A 21,015-nucleotide genomic window follows, 5' to 3' on the forward strand; every position below is an offset into this window, starting at 1 on the left:
GATAGAGATGGAGCAAATATATTCTTCCAACTAATCTCAAAAAGATATGAAAAACATTCAACAATAATAACAACCAATACTCCGTTTTCAGAATGGAGCGAGATATTTGGTTCTCCTGTACTATCTCAAGCAATATTAGATAGACTATTACACCATTCCCACGTAATCTTAATTAAAGGAAAATCTTATAGATTAAAGGAAAAACTTGAATTTTTCTCTAATTCTTCTAAACAATAATATCTAAACAACAATAATGAACCTTATTTATCCTTTTTTTGTACATTTTTATTTTCCCTTTTTTATACATTTTTATGTTGACTTTTACATTAATTATCCATAGTGGAATGTAAAGTGATGAAAGAATTAAGTGGAAACTTGGAGAATTAGAAGTTATTAATTATCCATAGTGGAATGTAAAGTTTAATACCACCAAAGAGTCTTGGAGTTGAATTATCGGTTATTAATTATCCATAGTGGAATGTAAAGCTTGAATTATCAAAAGATAGTGATTATGTTGAATAGTTATTAATTATCCATAGTGGAATATAAAAGCTATGTTTTTAAAGCGATTTGTTTGTAAATGTAAAAATTTATTTCAAGGTAGAGGGTTCAATTTATAGAAGATAAAAAAATTGAAGAAAATAAAAGAAGTTTTAAATACTGAAGGAAAAGTTTAAAAATTACAATTGTTGCTCTATAGATTACTTTTTTTGGTTATTCATGGAAGCAATAGTTATTTTTTATAATTTGGTAAAACTGCTAGTATTAATGCAAATGTGGTCAGAAAAATGCCTAAGAATTGGAAATATGTTAAATTTTCTGAAAGTATGATTATTGAAAAAATAGTTGCGAATACGGGTTCGCCAACGAATATTAAGGCTGAGGTGTTACTCCCCACTACTTTTTGATATCTTATTTGAGCAATCAATGCGTAGATAGTAGCAAAGATTGCTGTAAAACTAGCTACACTAAATATGTTCAAGCTTATTTTCCAAGATGAGCCAATGCCAAGAAAGGAATTTAATAATGCTACAACAAAGAATTGGGAAGTAAGTAGGTGTTCTTCTTTCATTTTTTTTGAGAAATGAGTTACCATTACGACGTGTAATGCATATAATATTGCACAAATTAATGTTAAAAAATCTCCAACATTAAAGTAATCTATACCTCCAGATAAGAAATACTCTCCGACTATTGCAATGAAAAAACCTGTTATTTGAAAAAATGTTGGCTTTTCTTTCTCAATAATATAAGAAAACAAGGGAATTAAAACAATATAAAATGCTGTAATAAAACCACTTTTGGATGAAGTAGTTATTGCTAATCCCCATGTTTGTGCCGCGTATGCAAATCCTAAAACAATTCCAAGCAAGAGGCCAAATTTATTTCCTTTACCGAACAAAAGAAATGATAAAAGGGTTGCAATCCAAAAACGAATTGCATTGTAAACAAACGGAGAAATGCTGGGCAGGATTAATTTTTGTATGGGAAAAGTAAGTCCCCAAATAGCTGTAACTAACAAAAGATTGGAGACTGCTATCCATTTTTTACTCAAAATTATTCCTCCTAAATAAATCTTCTAAAGAACAAAGGGGCCTACTCGAAACTTTTGATTTAGACGATATTTGATAAATTGTTGTGTCTTTTTTGATCTCATCGTCAGTATATGGAATTTTTAATGCAGTTAAACAACCACCATATACTGCACCAGTATCTATATTTATCTCAAATATTTTATTTTTGTATCTATTCAAAAACACACTATTGAATGGTGTGTGACCATGAACCACGACGTAATTTCCTGTTGGCTTTTCAAAGATATTTCTTTCCCATATATTGGTTTCGTTAAATGAAATTAATTTCTCTTGTATTTTTTCATAATATTCATCATAGGTTTTTATACCCAGTATTTCTTTAACAGGAAATTTTGGATTAATATTTCCATGGCTAAATAAAATGTTTACTCCCATGATGTTTTCCAAATGAAGAAATCTCAAACTTGTGAAAAAATCTAAATATGTTATGACTTTTTCAGGTGAACCAAACGACTTTATTGTTGCATATCCGCCGTTATTTGGATGTAACCACGAACTACTATATCCATTGAAGTATCTGATCAGCATATCTTCGTGGTTCCCCATTAGAGGTACTGCATTTTTTAAATCTTTTACTAAGTCAACTACTTCTTTAGATTTAGGCCCTCTATCAATGTAATCACCTAAAAAGATAATCTTTGAATTATCTTCAATTTGATCTATTATTTTTATTAAATCATCAAAACAACCGTGAATATCTCCGATAACATAAAGCATAATAAATCACCTCTAAAATATAATTGTATCAAATAATTATTATATGTGATACAATAATTTCAAGGAGGAGACAAAAATGGGTTTTGGTAGATTAATATTTATGCTGGGAAATTTATTTACTATTCAAAGATGGAATAATAAGCCGGCAATAATTAAGTTTTCAGAAGCTGATAATGCTTATACAACACTTTTAATTTCTTTTTTCTTAAAAGATAGATACGAAAAAAAAGTTGAAGAGTCTGTTCAGTGGAGATTGTCGCGGGTTTTACCCAAACTTGTGTTGTCAGATATATCCCTTGAATTAAAGGAAAGAGTAGAGAGATTCTCGCCTGATGTATGGAAAAAAGTCAGAGAAAAAGCTTTTAATGATTTATACAAAGTAATAGATAAAGCTTTTATAAAGCAAATAACAACGGATGAACAATCTGTATATGATAAATTTGCAGATGTTATAACCAGTTTATTTGAGGCAAAAGTTAATGGAAAATTATTTGATTATGAAATTCCAATTGAAGAGTTAAACGCAAAATTGGAACAGATTGAAATTGAAGAGAAAGAAGAACTTTTAGAAATATCTAAAATAATCTTTTCTATAGTACTTAATATGATTTCAATGACAAGATGGAATAGGGTTCACAGGAACATAAAAACTACAGTTGCGGGACATTCGTTCATTGTAGTAGTTGTTGCATACATAATTTCTACCTTGTTATCTTTATCCGAAGAGAAGAAAGAGGAAGTAATCAAAAGAGCTTTGCTACATGACTTACCTGAAGCGTTTACTGGAGATGTAATAACCCCTACCAAGAAAAAAAGTCCTGAGCTAGATAATTTAGTTTCCTTAGTTGAAAAGGAAATGTTTTTAGATTGGATAAGTGTAAATCCTTCAATTTCTTATATAAGTGATTATTTGGAATTTGTAATTAATCCTTTTGAAGGTTATTTGGGAAAAATAGTTAGAGCGGCAGATCATTTTGCAGCACTTTTGGAATGTTCGTTGGAAATGTTTTCAGGGAACAAGGAAGATGTCTTTAGAGATGCATTTTTTGATTTCAAAAAGAAATTAAAGAATTTTTCTGAGCTTGATTTATCTGAATGGATTGATGAAATAGAAGATTTGATATTTTAGGGGGGGACTTGATGGTTGAACTTAAAATGCTCAAATCTGGAATTGTTTTGTATATTGATGAGTATGAAGACCTTAAAAGTTTACTTTTAGAGATAAATAACATATTTGAAAATGTAAGCCATATTTTCCAACCTGGAGACAAAATAATGTTGAAAGTTGAAGAATACAGAAAAAAAATAAAAGATATTCCGAAGATTATTGAAAAGATAGAATCATATGATTTGAAAGTATCGAGTATTTTGACGGAAAATTATGATGAAAATGATGCTATCGTAAGAGTGAAGGAAAAAGATGAGCCCAAAATGGAAACATTGATAATTTCTAGAAATTTACGTTCTGGACAAAAGTTAAATCATTCTGGGCATTTAATTTTCATTGGAGATGTACATTCAGGCTCGGAAATAATTGCCGGCGGTACTTTGGTAATTTTTGGTAACTGCTTTGGTATTGTAAGAGCGGGTTTGAAAGTTGCCAATTCGTATATCTTGTCACTTAATTTAAAGAGTTCCCTTATTCAAATTGGTGAAATAAAACAAGTTCTTTCAAAACAGTATGAGTCACCAGTTTTTGTATATGGAAAAGGTGGAAAGATATATATTGAAGAATTAGGAAACGAGTAGAAATAAAATGGAGGTTTTAGGATGAAATTGTTTGATAAAAATGAGAGAATGATAAAAAAATATTTTAAAAGAGTAGCAAAAATTAATGAAAAAAATTATGAAAATACTGTCTCAGAAGAATTAAGAAAAAAATTTTTAAAAATAAAGGAAAATATTGATGAAGAGAACATTGATGAATATTTAAATGAAGTTTTTGCGATCGTTAGGGAAATTGCAAAAAGAACTATTGGAATGCGTCCTTTTGATGTTCAACTTATTGGAGGTATGGTGCTTCACGAGGGAAAAGTAGCCGAAATGAAAACAGGTGAAGGTAAAACATTAGTTGCGACGATGCCAATAGTCTTGAATGCATTACTTGGTAAGGGTGTTCATTTGGTTACCGTGAACGACTATCTTGCCAAGCGAGATGCAATGTGGATGGGCCCCATATACCTTGCTTTGGGTTTAAGGGTGAGTGTAATAAATACACAAAATAAATCGTTTGAAATTGTATGGAAAAATCCTGACCTTGCTGAAAAAGCTCTTCATGAAAACTGGAGTGTATGGCCTGAGAATTTTACAGGAGAGTTTTTATCGGATGAAGAAAAAGTAAAAAAGGCTGTTGAAGCTTTTGAAGTAGACTTAAAGGAAATTTCGAGAAAAGAAGCGTATCGCTGTGATATTACCTATGGAACAAATACTGAATTTGGTTTCGATTACCTGAGAGATAATTTAGTAATAGATTTAGATGATAGAGTTCAAAGAGGACATTTTTATGCAATTGTGGATGAAGTAGACAGTATCCTTATTGACGAAGCTAGAACACCTTTAATAATTAGTGGACCTTCAAAAACCAGGGCTTCTGATTACCGAAGATTTGATCAAATAGCAAAAAGGTTAATTAAAGACAAACATTTTGTGGTTGATGAAAAAAAGAAAACAGTGATTTTAACTGACGATGGTATAGAACATATTGAAAAGCTGTTAAAAATTGATAACTTATATGATCCTGAACATGTCAATAAAATGTATTTCCTATTAAACGCATTAAAAGCTCATCATTTGTTTAAAAAGGATGTTGACTATATAGTTTATAACGGTGAAGTAGTTATTGTTGATGAATTTACCGGACGTTTGCTCCCAGGGCGAAGATATAGTGGAGGTTTACACCAAGCTATTGAAGCAAAAGAAGGCGTTGCAATAAAAGAAGAATCAGTTACTTATGCAACTATCACATACCAAAATTATTTTAGAATGTATCAAAAACTTTCAGGTATGACTGGTACCGCAAAAACGGAAGAGGAGGAATTTAAACAAATTTACGGCATGGAGGTTGTTGTTATCCCAACTCATAAGCCTATGATAAGGATTGATAGGGATGATTTGATATATAGAACCGCTGAAGAGAAATATAAAGCGATTGTCGAAGAAATAAAGAAACGTCATGCAAAGGGGCAACCTGTATTAGTTGGAACAACTTCAATTGAGAAAAGTGAAATCTTAAGTAAAATGTTATCAAAAGAAAGTATTCCGCATGAAGTTTTAAATGCTAAGTATCATGAAAAAGAAGCACAAATTATAGCAAAAGCTGGACAAAAGGGAGCAGTAACTATTGCAACAAATATGGCTGGGAGAGGTACTGATATCAAATTAGGGCCAGGTGTTAAAGAACTTGGTGGTTTGTTAATTATAGGGACTGAAAGGCACGAAAGTAGAAGGATAGACAACCAACTTCGTGGTAGAGCTGGTAGACAAGGGGATCCTGGAGAATCAATATTCTTTCTTTCGGTTGAAGATGATATTGTAAGAATTTTTGGTGGAGATAAAATTTCAAAAATCATGGATATGGTAAGAATACAAAAAGGAGAACCTATTTATCATCCAATGTTGACAAGATTAATTGAACAAGTACAGAAAAAAGTTGAAAGTATAAATTTTTCTATAAGAAAAAATCTGTTACAAATGGATACAGTTTTAGATGCACAAAGAAAAGCTATATATGGTTATAGAGAGTATTTGCTGGCAGGCAATATAGAGGAACATTTTAAAGAAGCCATCGAGGATTTTGTTGAAAGAAGGTTAGAAGAATTTTGTGAAAAGGGAGTTTGTGACACAGCTGGCATTTTAGAATCATTAAAGTTGTGGGGAATTACTGATAAACTTCCTGATACAAGGGATGAACTCCGGGAAGTTTTAATAAATAAATTTAGTGAAAGATTTGAAGCAAAGAGGAAAGAATTTGGTGAAGATTTTCCAAAAATAGGTAAGTTTATAGCTTTGAGAGTATTAGATGAAAATTGGAGACAATATTTGGAAGAAGTAGAACATGTTAAAGAGGCGGTAAGTTTAAGGACATATGGACAGAAAGATCCCATAATTGAGTTTAAGAAAGAGACATTTAGAATGTTTGATGAAATGATGGCTAGAATATATGAACAAACAATCATGCTAATAATGAATCTTAGAAAAATTGACGAGAAGGCGGAAAAAGAATCTAAGAAAGATTTAGAAAAGTTAAGAGTTGTCCATGAGGAATTCAGTCTTGTAAGTAGAAAAGAGAGAAGGGCGACAAAAAAGTCAACGAAAAAGAAATTGAAAGTTAAAAGGAATTAATAGTAATTTTTGTAAAATTGAACTTAAACCTTAAAGATGAAATTAATGGTTGGATTAAACTTTTAATTGAATCTAACTTTTTATTTTTAGAATTGCCTAAGCTTTTTCATGATGTTAAAATCAATCTGGAGGTGGTTGTGTGAAAGCTATTAAAATAGATCACATTGGTATAGTAGTTAGAGACGCGAAAGAGCGTTTAAAACTATATAGAGATTTTTTAGGCTTAAAAGTAGAAAAAATCGAAGAATTACCTGAAAGGGGTTTAAAAGTTTATTTTATTCAAATTGGCGAGACACGTTTTGAACTTCTTGAGCCTTTATCTGAAAGTTCGGAGATAACCAAGTTTCTTGAGACAAGAGGAGAAGGAATTCATCATATTGCGGTTAATATAACTAATATTGAGGAGGCAGTTAAACTAGCTAAAGAAAATGGTTTTAAACCTCTCTCGGAGGAACCAAAAAAAGGGGCTGGGGGAACAAAAGTCTTGTTTTTACATCCTAAAACAACAGGTGGGGTACTTCTTGAGTTAGTTGAAGGTGAACATAAGTAAAAGGAGGCAAAAACATGGAGGAGTTGATCAAAAAATTAAAGGAAATGTCTGAAAGAATAGAACTTGGTGGTGGTGAGAAACAAATTCAGAAACAGCACAGTGCTGGAAAGTTAACTGCTCGTGAAAGACTTAAATTATTATTCGATGAAGGTACTTTTGAGGAAATTGACAAATTTGTTAAACATAGAAATACTTACTTTGGTTTAGATAAAAAAGAATTACCTGCTGATGGAGTAGTTACTGGAATTGGTAAAGTAAATGGGAGAACAGTGGCCGCGTTTTCCCAAGATTTTACAGTAATGGGTGGTTCCCTGGGTGAAATGCACGCTAAGAAGATTGTAAAATTGATGGATTTGGCAATAAAACTTGGTATCCCCCTTATTGGCATTAATGATTCTGGAGGTGCCAGAATTCATGAAGGAGTTGATTCATTATATGGTTATGGGGAAATATTTTTTAGGAATACGTTAGCTTCTGGTGTTATTCCTCAAATCACCTTGATTGCTGGTCCATGTGCTGGAGGAGCTGTATATTCACCGGCAATAACTGATTTTGTAATAATGGTTGATAAGACTGCTCAAATGTTTATTACTGGCCCTAATGTAATAAAAGCTGTTACTGGTGAGGAAATAACGAAAGAAGAATTAGGTGGTGCCCTTGTTCATAATACTAAAAGTGGTAATGCTCATTTTGTAGCTTCAAGTGATGAAGAAGCTATAGAGATTGTTAAGAAAATTTTAAGTTACATACCTCAGAATAATATGGAAGAGCCACCGATAGGTGTTTCTTCTGATCTTTCATTAGATGATGGCATATTGAATATAGTATCATCTGATTCAAAGAAGGCATATGATGTGAGAGATGTTATTAGAAAAATAGTTGATAATGGAGAGTTTTTAGAAGTTCATGAAAATTTTGCAAAAAATATTGTAGTAGGATTTGCGAGGATTAACGGTTATAGTGTAGGGATAGTTGCAAATCAACCAAATGTTTTTGCAGGGGCTTTAGATATAGATTCTTCAGATAAAGCTGCTAGATTTATTAGATTTTTGGATGCCTTTAACATACCAATAATCACATTTGTGGATACTCCAGGATATTTACCGGGTACAAAACAAGAACATGGTGGAATTATTAGGCATGGCGCTAAATTGTTGTATGCATATAGTGAAGCTAGTACTTTGAAAGTTACTATTATACTTAGAAAAGCGTATGGTGGGGCTTATATTGCGATGGGAAGCAAACATTTAGGTGCAGATTTTGTTGCTGGATGGCCTACAGCAGAAATAGCAGTTATGGGTCCTGAGGGTGCTGCAAATATCATATTTAAGAAAGAAATTGAAGCAGCCGAAAATCCTGAAGAGCTAAGAGCACAAAAAATAAAATTATATAAAGAAATGTTTGCAAACCCATATGTTGCTGCTGCTAGAGGTTATATCGATGCAGTTATAGATCCAAGAGAAACAAGGAAGTGGATAGCAAAAGCAATTGAATATGGTGTAACAAAAGTTGAACCGCGTCCAAAGAAAAAGCATGGAAATATTCCATTATGAGGTGAGCAGATGCAGGAGGCATTAATCGTTTTTATAGGTTTGATAACGGTTTTTTTTGTTTTTACGATTTTATTTATTATTTTCAAATTATTTGGTTTTTTCTCAAAAAAGGCTACTGTAAAGCTTCCTAAAAAATTGCCAGTAAGAGAAAAAGTAAAAGATAAAGAGGAAGAAATTGCAGCAGTTATTGCAGCAGTGTACGCCATGTTGGGAAATAATGTGAAGATAATCTCCGTGAAAAAGATAAATCGTAGAAAATATGGAAAACGCGAATGGGAATATTGGAAAAAATCTGGCTGGCGAGGTGTAAAAGAATGGTAAGAAAATTTAAAGTTAAGTTAAATGGTAAAGAGTATTTTGTTGAAATTGAGGAAATAACTACGGGTATTCAGAACAAAGAAGAGGCAAAGATGATTACAAAACAGGATGTTCAAATGACAACAAGTAAAAAGAAGATAGAAACAAAAATAGAAAAAAAAGTAGAAGAAAAAGTGGAAGTTTCGAAAGGGGAAAAGAAAATTCTTTCTCCTATGTCGGGGGTAATTTTAAAGGTGTTTGTTTCAACAGGTCAAAAAGTTGACGTGGGAGACAAAATTGTAATTTTAGAAGCTATGAAAATGGAGAATGAGATAAAGTCTGATGTTGCAGGGACTGTCAAAGCGGTACTTGTCAAAGAAGGAGATAATATAGATACGGGACAAGTTATAGTTGAGCTCGAATAAGGGGGAATTATCGTGAAAAAGAAAATAAGAGTTTTGATAGCTAAGCCTGGGTTAGATGGGCATGATAGAGGGGCAAAAGTTGTTGCAAAAGCTTTGAGAGATGCAGGGATGGAAGTAATTTATACTGGTCTTAGACAGACGCCTGAACAAATAGTAAGAAGCGCCATACAAGAAGATGTTGATTTAATTGGTTTATCAATCTTATCTGGCGCACATATGAATATTTGTGAGAAATTATTAAAATTCATGAAAGAAAACGGAATAGAAGATGTTCCTGTTTTCGTTGGTGGAATAATTCCACCGGATGATGTAGAAACTTTGAAAAAAATGGGAATTAAAGAAGTTTTTGGACCTGGAACACCTCTTTCTACAATTGTGGAAAAAATAAGAAAAATATTTTCGGAGGTAGAAAGTTGAAAGATATTATAGAAAAAATGCAAAACAGAGATATCAGAGCACTTGCAAAGTTAATTTCTTATGTGGAAAATAATCCACATGACAGGTTTGTAGATAGTCTTCCTTCAACAGGTGCGAAGATTATAGGTTTTACAGGTAGTCCTGGTACAGGGAAAAGCACGTTGGTTAATAAAGTGATTTCGTATCTTAGAAAAGAAAAGTACTCAGTAGGCGTTATTGCAATCGATCCAACTAGTCCATTTAGTGGTGGTTCATTTTTGGGTGACAGAATAAGAATGAAGACTCATTTTTTGGACGAAAAAGTGTTTATCCGAAGTATGGGGAGTGGTTCAAGTCTTGGTGGATTGAATGAAAGCATTTTCGATGTTATAAAGTTGATGGACGCATTTGGGTTTGATTATGTTTTGGTTGAAACTGTAGGTGCTGGGCAAAGTGAAATTGATATAGTTTATGTTTCAGATGTTGTTGTGCTAGTTTTATCGCCAGGTTCAGGAGATGATATTCAATTTTTAAAATCCGGAATTATGGAAATAGGAGATATTTATGTTATCAATAAAGCTGATCTTGAGGGTGCGGATTATTTAAAAGCAAGACTCGAAGCTACTTTTTCACTTTCAAACATAAAAAAACCAATTATTAAAACGATTGCTACATCTGGTATAGGTGTTGATGATCTTGTAGAAAACATCCAAAAGGTTTTAGAACAGTTTTATAAAAATGGTGAGATTAGGAAAAGAAATGAACGTAGATTGAAAAAACATGCTGAGGCCATTTTGATTAGAAAAATTCAAGAATGTGTAGATAATGTGAAAAAGGTCGAAAGTGTAGAAGGTATTATCAATGAGGTTTTAAAGAACATTTGTAACAAGTGATATAATTTTTTAATTAGGGGGGATAGTATGAAAAAAGTGATAGTAGCTTTAATGATCTTATTAGCAATATTATCTTTTTCTCTGAATTTTAAATCGTTACAATTTAAGGTTGTTGAAGCCAAATTTCTAACAGCTAGGAGTTTTCATAATGCAGCTCATATGAAAGAAGTCATAGATGTTTTAGAAGAAAATTTGCAAGAGGATACAGATATATACACATTGTTAGCAGAAGCGTATATGGAATATGGACTTTGGGGAGTGGAAGGTGAGAAAAAAGAAGAGATGTATGAAAAGGCCTTGGAATATGCAAAAAAAGCGATTGAGTTGGATGAAACTAATGGAAGAGCTTACTATGTAGCTGGAGCTACCATTGGAAGGTTGGCTCAATTCAAAGGAATAGTTAAAAGTCTATTTATGCTTGGAGATTTTGATAATTATATTGACAAAGCGATTGAATTGTTGGATGATAATTTTTATAAAGGATTGGCTTATCTTGCAAAAGGGATGAGATACAGAGATGTTCCCTGGCCATTGAATAACTATAAGAAGTCGGAGGCTTATTTACTGAAAGCCCTCGATTTTTTACCAAACTATCCTAATATACATTTAGAATTAGGGAAATTATACGAGAAATGGGGTAAAAAGGAACTAGCAATAAAGGAATTGAATATAGTACTTGAAAGTCTTCCTCATCCATTGTTAATAAAAACTCATGAAGAAGCAAAGGCTGAGGCAGAAGAAATTTTAAAAAGATTGAAGTGAGGTGCTTATGTGGCAATAATCAAAAAAATTCGTATACCTGAGGACATTATTATAGTTGAAGTTTTTGGACAATACGATAATAGAATTAGATATCTTAGAAAGAGGTTCAACTTAGACATAACTATTAAAGGAAATGAAGTGGTAATAAAAGGAGAAGATAGTGAAAACGTTGAAATTGCTGAGAGTATTATTCAAGAGATGATTAATATTACTAGAGATGGGCATTTAATTGACAAACAAGAGTTTGAATATTTAGTAGATGAAAAGGAGATAGAAAAAAGTTCAAAAGTATTAACGGATGTAGTTACTAAAACAATAGCAAGAGGTAGAGTTAAACCTAAAACCCAGGGGCAAAAGAGATATATTGAAGCCATAGAGAAAAATGATATAGTTTTTTCAATAGGTCCAGCTGGTACGGGAAAGACTTATCTTGCGTCAGCATTAGCAATTGATTATTTAAGATCCGGAAAGGTAAACAGAATAATTTTAACTAGACCTGCAGTTGAAGCTGGCGAAAAATTAGGTTTTCTTCCTGGCGATCTTGCTGAGAAAGTTGATCCGTATTTAAGACCTTTATTTGATGCACTTATGGATATGTTGCCGTTAGAAAAATTTATTTCCTATAGAGAAAGAAATATTATAGAAATAGCACCACTTGCTTATATGCGTGGCAGAACTTTGAATAATGCTTTTATTATTCTTGATGAAGCACAAAATACAACTTATGAACAAATGAAAATGTTTCTAACAAGAATTGGATTTAATTCAAAAGCGGTTATAACTGGTGATATTACTCAGATAGATATAAAAGAGCATTCAGGTCTAGTTATAGCCCAGAAAATATTGAGTGGAATAGAAGGAATAAGCTTTGTTTACTTAACTGAAGCTGATGTTGTCAGACATCCATTAGTTAAAAAAATTATCAAAGCATATGAAAATTATGAAAAGGGAGTAAAAAAACAGGATGAATGAATTTTTTAAAAGGTTAAACTCGAGATCTTTTGAAGGATTATTGGTATCGATTGTTGCAGTTTTAATATTTAATATTTTTGATTTTGAAATATCAACATCATTTAACGAGTTTGTATTGTTAATTTTTATTTGGTATTTAGTTATTGAATTATTGTTGAAAAGTATTTATTATTTTAAATTACATGTAATTTATAGGATAACTTTTTATTTGCTATTCCTTTTGGGAATTTTAATAACTTATCCTTTCGTCATAAAGTTTGATTTTATGCTTTCACCATTTTTGATTACCAGTTTGCTTTTAACACTTTTGATGTCTTATGAAATTGGTATAGCGGCTGGAATGTTACAAAGCCTTTTAATAGCTTTTCATTCAAATAACTTTTATATATTGTTGTTTTTTGTTCCACAAATAATTTTTATGAATTTTCTTATAAGAAATGTCAATAGAAGAATAGAAGTTGCAAAGGCTGCATTGTATACATCTATTCTTGCTGTTATTATATTGTTATTTAATCCAAAATATCTAAATGTTTATCATTTAACAATTTCGTTTTTAAATCCATTCATTTCAACAGTTCTTATTCTAGGGCTCCTGCCATATATTGAATATTTTACAAGAATATATTCTAACATTGGTTTATCAGAACTTGCAAATATGAATCATCCTTTGTTGAAAAAACTCTCTATACAGGCTCCTGGGACATATTATCACAGTATTATGGTTGCTACGCTTGCAGAAGCTGCAGCTGAAAGAATAGGAATAAATTCGACTTTTACCAGAGTAGCTTCTTATTTTCACGATATTGGTAAAATAATTAGACCTTACTTTTTTGTCGAGAATCTTCCAGAAGATGCTGAAAACCCTCACGATAAGGTTAGCCCATTTTTGAGTCATATCATTTTGGAGGATCACATAAAATCAGGAATAGAGCTTGCTAGAAAATATAGGTTACCGTTAAGAATTGAATTTATAATTCCGCAGCATCACGGAACTAGAGTTCAAAAGTATTTCTATCACAAAGCAAAAAAGATAGAACCAGATACTTCAGAAGATGCATTTAAATATCCTGGGCCTAAACCACAATTTAAAGAAGCAGGGATAATAATGCTTGCTGATAGTGTAGAAGCAGCATTAAAGAGTATAAAATCATCAAGTTATCAAAGTATAAAAGAAGTGGTTGAAAAAATAGTATCTGGGATATACAATGAAAGGCAATTGGATGAATCGGGATTAAACTTAAAAGAGTTAGAGTTAATTGTTGAGGAATTTATTAAAGTGATTGTAAATATTACTAAGGTTAGGGTTGAGTATCCTAAGGAGGATATTCAAAAGGTGGTGCAAATCGATGATATACAATGAAAATTTTGAATACGATGAGAAATTTCTGGAAATCATGAATGAAGTTTTAAAAGAAGAGTTGAAGAAGGAAGTGAACGTAGGTTTAGTTTTTGTAGATAGAGATGAAATCGAAAAATTGAACAAGGAATACAGGCGGATGGAAGGCCCTACAGATGTTCTTACTTTTGTTTACGGTGATGAAGATCTTTATGCAGAAGTTTTTGTTTGCGAAGAAATTGTCAGAGAAAATGCAGAAAAGTTTTTAAGTAGCTTTGAGGATGAATTATTGACTGTCTTAATACATGCCGCTTTACATGTTGCGGGGTATGATCACGAATACGACACTTCAAAATCTGAAGAAATGTTTAGAAAGCAGGAATATTATCTAAGAAAGTATAAAGATAATTAGAATATTGAGGTTATTTCATGTCATTCCTATGGATATCACTCCGAATTTTGCTTTTAAGTTTTGAAAGAATTACTGGGAAAAAGATAGTTGAAAATCAATCAGTTATAACCGCTTCTTGGGGGTTTTTTAGTTTTTCTTTATTAACATTGTTACCATTTTTGAATAAGGTTAATTTAGATATTATAAAAGTATCCTTCATTAGTGGAACTATTTACTTTTTTTCATTCTTCCTCTATATGTATGCACTCTCCAATGAAGATGTTTCAGTTGTAGCCCCTCTTTACAATATTAATGCTATTTTCCTGATTTTTGTTGCATTTATCTTTTTAAGTGAGAAGGTAACTGTAAATAAACTTTTGGGAAGTATAATGATGGTGTATGGAGTTTCTTATCTAAAAAAATCTGGAAGTTTTATGAAATCTTATGTAAATATCTTAAAAAGTAAAGGGGCTTTTGCAATGATAATTTCTTCAATGCTAATTGCAGTAGGTAGAACTGTCGATGGTTTTTTAACTATACACAGATACTATGATCCAATTGGGTATTCCATTGGTGTGTATTTAACAATGACTTTATATTTTTTTATTGCTAGTTTTATAAAAGAAAAAAGTATAAAAAACTATGTTGTTTTTATAAAAAACAAATGGATGTATTTGATTGGAGGAGGATTTTGCAATGCATACGCCTATATATTTCTTTTAAAAGCCTTTAAGTATATCGATGTAAGTATAGCAGAACCACTTTCTATGGTTTCTGCTTTAGTTTCTATAATTTTCGTGTATATCTTTTTCAAGGAGAAAATTAAGCTTAGATTTATTGGAACTGTTTTCTTGATTTTAGGAGCGTTTGTAATATATAGAAAAGTTGTATAATATTTGGTGAACTTAGGGAGTGATTGGTGTGAGAAAAATACGTTTAGGGATAGTGGGTTGTGGTATAGCTGCTAAGGAACTTCATTGGCCAATTTTGAAAGAGTTAAGGGACAAGTTTGAAATAACGGCTGTGAATAGTAGAACCAGAAAACATGCAGAAGAATTTGCAAAGTTAGTAGGCTCACCTGAAATTTTCGATACATATGAAGAGCTTTTAGATTCTGGAGTTATTGAAGCTGTTGATTTAACTATTCCAATCGAACTAAATGTTCAGTTTACCGAAAAAGCTATACTTAAAAATATTCATGTAATATGTGAAAAGCCAATCTCTACTGATGTTGAAACTGGTAAAATATTGGTAAATTTAGCTAAACAAACTGATAAAGTAATCTACATTGCAGAAAACTGGAGACATATAAAAAAATATTATAAAGTAAAAGAAGTTCTATCGAAAATAGGTAAGCCTTTATACTTTAATTGGAAAATTTGGATAGGAATGGATAGAAATAATAAATATGCGCAAACAGAATGGAGAAAAACCCCAAAACATATTGGAGGTTTTCTATCAGATGGTGGTGTTCATCATGTGGCTGCTATGAGATTAATATTTGGTGATATTAAATGGGTTTCAGCAATTACTAAAAAACATGCTAGTTTTTTAGGTGGTCCCGATTTTTTGGAGGCAGTATTTGAATTTGAAAATCAAGTTGTTGGAAATTATACGGTTTCATATGCTATAAAATCTGAGGAAACTTTTGAAGTCATTGGCACAATAGGAAAGATCAAATTAGAAGGAAATAAAATTATAGTAAATGATGAAATAATTGAAGTGGAAGAAAATATGGGGTATAAAGAAGAATTCGAGGATTTTTATGAAATTATACTAGGTGTTCGTAAAAATGAACTCGGTTCTCCTGAAGAAGCTTTAAAAGATTTAGCGTTTTTTGAAGCGGCGTTAAAATCTAATGGGGACAGAATAGATTTAACTTCATTGTTATAGGAGGTGGTTTATCATAATCACTGCAGTAATTAATGCTATAGCCGTTGTAATCGGTAGTACGATAGGTATTTTGTTAAAAAGGGGTTTACCAGAAAGAATAAAAAAAATACTATTTTACGCGGTTGGACTTTCAACTGTTGGACTTGGTATTACAATGATTTTAAAAGTAAATAATTTTTTGATAGTCCTTGGTTCTATGGCACTGGGTGGAATAATAGGTGAAATTATCGATATTGAAAATTTTCTGAGAAAGGTTGGAAATTCTATTAAGGAAGGAGATTTTTCTACTGGTTTTGTGGCTTCTTCTCTACTCTTTCTTGTAGGGCCTATGACAATAGTTGGTTCAATTACTGCGGGTTTAACTGGTGATGGTTCAATAATATACATGAAATCACTTTTAGATGGAATTTCCTCTGTTGTTTTAGCTTCGGTGTATGGTTTAGGAGTAATGTTATCTTCACTATCAGTTTTAATAATACAAGGAGTTATTGTTTTTTCTTCTTCGAAACTTTCTTTCCTAACTCAGGAAGTTTACCTTAACGACTTGATTGCTGTTGGAGGATTGATGGTATTAGGAATAGGTTTGAAAATACTTGAAATTAAAGATACAAAAATAGGTAATTTTTTACCTGCATTGTTTGTCTCACCATTTCTTGTATTTATAGTGTCTAAATTTTAGGGGTGCATAAAATGTTAATTAATGTTGCTGGTGTTGGAAAAGTAACAAGCGCTTTACTATTTAATTTGAAAGATAAAGTTGAAATTGGCTATGTGCTTTCGAGGAATAAAAGAAAAGCGGAAAAATTATGTGAAGAAATGGGTCAAGGAACACCAGTAGATTATAATGATAGTTTTAAGTTTGAAGGAATTCTTTTTGTTGGATATCCAGATTCAATATTACCTGAAGCATCTAGCATATTAAAAAAGTATGTTAACGAAAAGACCATTGAAGTTATCCATTTTAGTGGTTATTTTTCATCAAATATTTTTCCAACAAATTGGAATCCTGCGTCTGTACATCCAAATTGTCCTGTTTTAGGAAAAGAAACGAACTTGAAAAATGTTGTGTTTGGGATAGAAGGGAATTTGGAAGTTGCAAAAAAAATAGTTTCTTTATTAGGTGGAGAATATTTTATAATTCCCCCTGAATCAAAAACATATTATCATTTAGCAGCTGTATTGATTAGCAACTTTTCATTAGCTTTAGCATATCTTTCAGAAAAGTTATATGAACAAGGAAAAATTTCTAAAGAAAAATTTTCTCGTGTAGTTGAGAGTTTATTAAATAATATGGTTGAGAATATAAAGAAAAACGGGACCGTAGAGTCTATAACTGGTCCCATTGCAAGGAAAGATTATAATATTGTGAGAAAAGAAAGAGAACTTTTTTGCAAAACTTTTCCAGAGTATTGTGGTTTATACGATAAATTTATTCATATCATACTCTCAATGAAGGAAAAAAAGTAGTTAGACAATTTTTCAATATTTCTTTCTGCTTCTTCCTTTATTTTTGAATTTGTCATTACATATGCCTTTAGTTTGGGTTCGGTTCCTGAGGGTCTTACATATATTTTTCCCTCGTCAAAAACGATTTTAAGAGTTTCGTTAGGTAAGATGCCATCTATTCCTTTTGAATAGTCGATTATTTTTTTTGCTGATTTGGGAAGTGTACCATTTTTGATCTTTTCATATAATTCTTTTGCAATCTTAATATCTTTGAATTTAAAGTTAAGGAGTTTTTCATAGTAATAGCCATACTTAGCATACAATTCTTCCAGTGTTTCAATTAAATCATTATTTTTGGCACTTACAGCTACAAGTGCAGAACCAATAACTCCATCTTTGTCTCTAGCATGGTTTCCAGTAAGGTAACCACAACTTTCTTCAAAACCGAATAAGAAACTCAGTTTACTTTTTTCAATAAGGTCACCTATAAATTTAAAACCTGTTGGAGTTTCATAGACTTTTACGTTTTTTTCGGAACACATTGGCTTTACCATATCTGTAGTAACAATGGTTTTAATAACCATTGAATTATGTTGTGCTTTCTCTAAAAGAAGATTCGTTAATATAACTCCAACTTGATTTCCAGTAAGCCTTGTATCCTTCCAAATAACTCCCACTCTATCACAATCGGGATCAGTTGCAATCCCAAGTGAAACTTTAAATTTTTTCATATAAAGTTTTAACAATTCAAGAGCTTCATCGTCTTCAGGATTTGGAGATTTAACAGTTGGAAAGTTTCCATTAGGTTCCATTTGTTCTTCAACTTTAATAACTTTTGCCCCAAGTTTTTCAAGTACTTTTATTACAGGTTTTGCACCTGTTCCATGAAGTGGAGTGTAGACAATTTCTAAACCTGTTAAATCAGTATTTACTGTTTCGCACACGATTTCAACAAATTTGTTTAAAATTTTATCATCTATCAATTTAAAGTTATCTGAAAGGTGTATAGGTAAGTTCCAAGCGTGTTCAACATATTTTGAAAGGATGTTTGTAACTTGGGGTATTGCTTGTACACCATTTGAAGTATACACTTTATACCCATTATATTCAGGAGGATTATGGCTGGCAGTTATTACGATTCCAATATCTGCTTTTAAATATCTTACTGCGAACGAAAGTACAGGTGTTGGAACAGGTTCAGAAAATAATAAAACTTTATGCTGATCCGCTGCAAAAACTTTAGCTGTTAATTCTGCAAATTTTCTTGAATTGTTTCTTGTATCATAAGCTATTACAACACTTTTTAGGTTATTATCTTTCATGTAATTTGAAACCCCTTTAGTTGCTACCATGATTGTTTTTTCATCAAATTCTCCCTCTTTCATGATTCCTCTTATTCCACCGGTTCCAAATAATATCATGTAGTTCCCTCCTTCCTTTCAATAATATTATACTATGCATTAACTCTCGTTAAATGTAAGCTTGATGCGACGTTTACATAAAAGTTACATTAAATTTACTTGAAAGGTGTAAGAAAGGTTATATAATATGTTGTGTATAATGGACAGATTTTGATTAGTATTATAGACATATACGAGGTGAAAATTTGAAATTAGGTAGAAAAATAAGAAATTTAAGGGTAGCAAGGGGTTATACTCAAGAAGAATTGGCTGATAGATGTGATTTATCGAGAAGTTTCATTTCCCAACTGGAAAATGATCAAGTTTCACCTTCAATAGATACACTTGAAAGAATTTTAAGAGTTTTAGGTTCAGACTTGAAAAGTTTTTTTGCTTCTGATGAAAAACGGGAAAAAATAGTATTTAAAGTTGAAGAGAGAGTACCAATGTATTTAGATGAACTTGGGATTAAAGGGTATATATTGATGGATAATATAGAAGATAAATCGATAGATCCAAAATTAATTGAGTTGGTACCAGGTGCCGAAACAGAAGAAGAAGAACCTCATGAAGGAGACGAATTTGGATATGTAATAAAGGGAAAATTGGAATTAATCCTTGATAATAAGGTATATAAAGTTGGTGAAGGCGATTGTTTTTATTATTGTGCTGATAGGAAACATAAAATAAGAAATCCTTATAAAAATAATGTGAAATTTTTGTGGATAAACATTGAATAAAAAAATTAGAACGGGGAGGGATTAAATTGAAAAGTTTAGGAAGACACATCATAGCTGAGTTTTATGACTGTGATAAAGAAATACTAGATGATGTAGAATTAATTGAAAAAACAATGAAAGATGCAGCATATGAAACTGGTGCAACTATTGTCAATTCCTCGTTTCATAGGTTCCTCCCCTATGGGGTTAGTGGAGTGGTAGTTATTTCAGAATCACATTTAACTATACATACATGGCCGGAGTACGGATATGCGGCGGTTGATTTATTTACATGTGGTGATGATGTTGATCCCTGGAAAGCATTTTCGTATTTGAAGAAGATATTGAAATCTCAAAGAGTTCACGTAGTCGAGCATTTAAGGGGAAAATATGATGAAATAGGAATACCAGAAGATTCACCACATAAAATGGAGGTGTAAGCGATGGAGTATGGTTTTGTTCCAAACAGACATTTATGGTACTTTGAATATTACACACCTGGTAATTGTGGAATATTTATGAAAATGAACAGACATTTATACAGTGCACAAAGTAAATATCAGAGAATAGATATATTTGAAACAGACTTCTTTGGAAGAGTTTTTTCTCTTGATGGGATAACTATGACCACTGAAAAGGATGACTTTTTTTATCACGAGATGCTTGTACATGTTCCTATGTTTATGCACCCAAATCCAAAAAAGGTTCTTGTAATAGGTGGAGGCGATGGAGGAAGTGTTAGGGAAGTTTTGAAACATAAAAGTGTTGAGAAAGTAATCATGTGTGAAATAGATGAAATGGTTGTTGAGGCAGCAAAGAAATACCTCCCTGTCACAGCAAGTAAATTGGATGATCCCAGAGTAGAATTAGTGTTTGAGGATGGTTCAAAATTTGTTAGAAATTTTAAAAATGAATTTGATGTGATTATAATTGATTCTACTGATCCTACAGCTGGAGAAGGTGGGCATTTATTTACAGAAGATTTTTATAAAGCATGTTACGATGCGTTAACTGAAAATGGAACATTTTCTGCAGAGTCAGAAGACTGGTTATATGATGGAGCTTGGATGAGATTAGCATATTCTAGAATTAAAAAAGTTTTTCCTGTTACCAAACTATATTTAGGATTTATGCCTTCATATCCAAGTGGAATGTGGGCTTACACGTTTGGTTCAAAAGGTCTTGATCCTCTAAAAGACTTTGATTCCGAAAGAGTTAAGGGTTTTGAGGAAGAGCTAAAATATTATAATGAAGAGATTCACAGAGCAGCATTTGCTCTACCAACCTTTTTGAAAAAAGAATTGGAGAAGCTATGAAGTTGAGTGAAAA

24 protein-coding genes are annotated in these 21,015 nt (G+C 31.7%); 21 read left to right on the forward strand and 3 right to left on the reverse strand.

What is annotated here, in order from left to right:
• Window positions 1–237, forward strand: a 237-nt coding sequence (locus BUB65_RS00005; RefSeq protein ID WP_073070751.1) for an ATP-binding protein, incomplete at its 5' end; no start/stop codon positions are given.
• Between the two features lie 496 nt (window positions 238–733).
• On the opposite strand, the gene BUB65_RS00010 is transcribed toward BUB65_RS00005, so the two are convergent.
• Window positions 734–1,555 (reverse strand): DMT family transporter, encoded by an 822-nt coding sequence (locus tag BUB65_RS00010; protein ID WP_073070754.1) that lies wholly within the window; start codon window positions 1,553–1,555, stop codon window positions 734–736.
• Window positions 1,548–2,312: a metallophosphoesterase family protein gene (locus BUB65_RS00015; protein WP_073070757.1), complete on the reverse strand. Its 765-nt coding sequence runs from the start codon at window positions 2,310–2,312 to the stop codon at window positions 1,548–1,550. Before BUB65_RS00015 ends, BUB65_RS00010 begins: the two co-directional genes overlap by 8 nt.
• Window positions 2,313–2,388: 76 nt before the next feature.
• Between BUB65_RS00015 and BUB65_RS00020 the strand changes: the two genes are divergently transcribed.
• From BUB65_RS00020 to BUB65_RS00100, 17 genes are all read left to right on the forward strand, one after another.
• The gene (locus BUB65_RS00020; protein WP_073070760.1) at window positions 2,389–3,441 is read left to right on the forward strand and encodes an HD domain-containing protein; all 1,053 of its coding nucleotides are present in this window, start codon (window positions 2,389–2,391) and stop codon (window positions 3,439–3,441) included.
• An 11-nt stretch (window positions 3,442–3,452) separates the two neighbouring features.
• Window positions 3,453–4,061, forward strand: coding sequence for a septum site-determining protein MinC (gene minC / locus BUB65_RS00025; RefSeq protein WP_073070762.1), 609 nt, complete (start codon window positions 3,453–3,455; stop codon window positions 4,059–4,061).
• A 21-nt stretch (window positions 4,062–4,082) separates the two neighbouring features.
• A complete protein-coding gene (gene secA, locus BUB65_RS00030; protein WP_073070765.1) occupies window positions 4,083–6,653 on the forward strand; it encodes a preprotein translocase subunit SecA in 2,571 nt (856 codons plus the stop codon).
• A 139-nt stretch (window positions 6,654–6,792) separates the two neighbouring features.
• A complete protein-coding gene (mce, locus tag BUB65_RS00035; protein ID WP_073070767.1) occupies window positions 6,793–7,203 on the forward strand; it encodes a methylmalonyl-CoA epimerase in 411 nt (136 codons plus the stop codon).
• Window positions 7,204–7,217: 14 nt separating this feature from the next.
• Entirely contained in the window at window positions 7,218–8,756 is a 1,539-nt protein-coding gene (locus tag BUB65_RS00040; protein WP_073070769.1) for an acyl-CoA carboxylase subunit beta, read from the forward strand.
• Window positions 8,757–8,765: 9 nt separating this feature from the next.
• Window positions 8,766–9,077 carry an OadG family protein gene (locus BUB65_RS00045; protein ID WP_073070771.1) on the forward strand — a complete coding sequence of 104 codons (312 nt, stop codon included), beginning with the start codon at window positions 8,766–8,768 and terminating at the stop codon, window positions 9,075–9,077.
• Window positions 9,071–9,478, forward strand: coding sequence for a biotin/lipoyl-containing protein (locus tag BUB65_RS00050; protein WP_073070774.1), 408 nt, complete (start codon window positions 9,071–9,073; stop codon window positions 9,476–9,478). Before BUB65_RS00045 ends, BUB65_RS00050 begins: the two co-directional genes overlap by 7 nt.
• 12 nt (window positions 9,479–9,490) lie before the next feature.
• Entirely contained in the window at window positions 9,491–9,895 is a 405-nt protein-coding gene (locus BUB65_RS00055) for a cobalamin B12-binding domain-containing protein (protein ID WP_073070777.1), read from the forward strand.
• Window positions 9,892–10,767 carry a methylmalonyl Co-A mutase-associated GTPase MeaB gene (gene meaB, locus BUB65_RS00060; RefSeq protein WP_073070779.1) on the forward strand — a complete coding sequence of 292 codons (876 nt, stop codon included), beginning with the start codon at window positions 9,892–9,894 and terminating at the stop codon, window positions 10,765–10,767. Before BUB65_RS00055 ends, meaB begins: the two co-directional genes overlap by 4 nt.
• Window positions 10,768–10,794: 27 nt before the next feature.
• Window positions 10,795–11,529 carry a tetratricopeptide repeat protein gene (locus BUB65_RS00065; RefSeq protein ID WP_073070782.1) on the forward strand — a complete coding sequence of 245 codons (735 nt, stop codon included), beginning with the start codon at window positions 10,795–10,797 and terminating at the stop codon, window positions 11,527–11,529.
• Window positions 11,530–11,544: 15 nt separating this feature from the next.
• The gene (locus BUB65_RS00070; RefSeq protein WP_073071706.1) at window positions 11,545–12,501 is read left to right on the forward strand and encodes a PhoH family protein; all 957 of its coding nucleotides are present in this window, start codon (window positions 11,545–11,547) and stop codon (window positions 12,499–12,501) included.
• On the forward strand, window positions 12,494–13,861 hold the full coding sequence (locus BUB65_RS00075) for an HDIG domain-containing metalloprotein (RefSeq protein WP_073070784.1): 1,368 nt from the start codon (window positions 12,494–12,496) through the stop codon (window positions 13,859–13,861). Before BUB65_RS00070 ends, BUB65_RS00075 begins: the two co-directional genes overlap by 8 nt.
• Window positions 13,848–14,249 (forward strand): rRNA maturation RNase YbeY, encoded by a 402-nt coding sequence (ybeY, locus tag BUB65_RS00080; RefSeq protein WP_073070787.1) that lies wholly within the window; start codon window positions 13,848–13,850, stop codon window positions 14,247–14,249. Before BUB65_RS00075 ends, ybeY begins: the two co-directional genes overlap by 14 nt.
• Window positions 14,250–14,266: 17 nt before the next feature.
• On the forward strand, window positions 14,267–15,121 hold the full coding sequence (locus BUB65_RS00085; RefSeq protein ID WP_073070789.1) for a DMT family transporter: 855 nt from the start codon (window positions 14,267–14,269) through the stop codon (window positions 15,119–15,121).
• A 28-nt stretch (window positions 15,122–15,149) separates the two neighbouring features.
• Window positions 15,150–16,121, forward strand: a complete 972-nt coding sequence (locus tag BUB65_RS00090) for a Gfo/Idh/MocA family protein (RefSeq protein WP_073070792.1) — start codon at window positions 15,150–15,152, stop codon at window positions 16,119–16,121.
• 28 nt (window positions 16,122–16,149) lie between these two features.
• Window positions 16,150–16,800: a DUF554 domain-containing protein gene (locus BUB65_RS00095; RefSeq protein WP_327192008.1), complete on the forward strand. Its 651-nt coding sequence runs from the start codon at window positions 16,150–16,152 to the stop codon at window positions 16,798–16,800.
• Window positions 16,801–16,811: 11 nt separating this feature from the next.
• On the forward strand, window positions 16,812–17,588 hold the full coding sequence (locus tag BUB65_RS00100) for a DUF2520 domain-containing protein (RefSeq protein ID WP_073070796.1): 777 nt from the start codon (window positions 16,812–16,814) through the stop codon (window positions 17,586–17,588).
• On the opposite strand, the gene BUB65_RS00105 is transcribed toward BUB65_RS00100, so the two are convergent.
• Window positions 17,555–18,988, reverse strand: coding sequence for a phospho-sugar mutase (locus tag BUB65_RS00105; protein WP_073070798.1), 1,434 nt, complete (start codon window positions 18,986–18,988; stop codon window positions 17,555–17,557). The two genes, BUB65_RS00100 and BUB65_RS00105, sit on opposite strands and share 34 nt — an antisense overlap.
• A 185-nt stretch (window positions 18,989–19,173) precedes the next feature.
• Between BUB65_RS00105 and BUB65_RS00110 the strand changes: the two genes are divergently transcribed.
• From BUB65_RS00110 to speE, 3 genes are read left to right on the forward strand one after another with little or no spacing between them, the layout of a single operon-like run.
• Complete coding sequence (locus tag BUB65_RS00110) at window positions 19,174–19,707, forward strand: helix-turn-helix domain-containing protein (protein WP_073070801.1); 534 nt, start codon at window positions 19,174–19,176, stop codon at window positions 19,705–19,707.
• A 26-nt stretch (window positions 19,708–19,733) separates the two neighbouring features.
• Entirely contained in the window at window positions 19,734–20,126 is a 393-nt protein-coding gene (gene speD, locus BUB65_RS00115; RefSeq protein WP_073070803.1) for an adenosylmethionine decarboxylase, read from the forward strand.
• Between the two features lie 3 nt (window positions 20,127–20,129).
• Window positions 20,130–21,002, forward strand: a complete 873-nt coding sequence (speE, locus tag BUB65_RS00120) for a polyamine aminopropyltransferase (RefSeq protein ID WP_073070805.1) — start codon at window positions 20,130–20,132, stop codon at window positions 21,000–21,002.
• Window positions 21,003–21,015: the final 13 nt, after the last annotated feature.

Source organism: Thermosipho atlanticus DSM 15807 (genome assembly GCF_900129985.1).
Lineage (GTDB): Bacteria > Thermotogota > Thermotogae > Thermotogales > Fervidobacteriaceae > Thermosipho_A > Thermosipho_A atlanticus.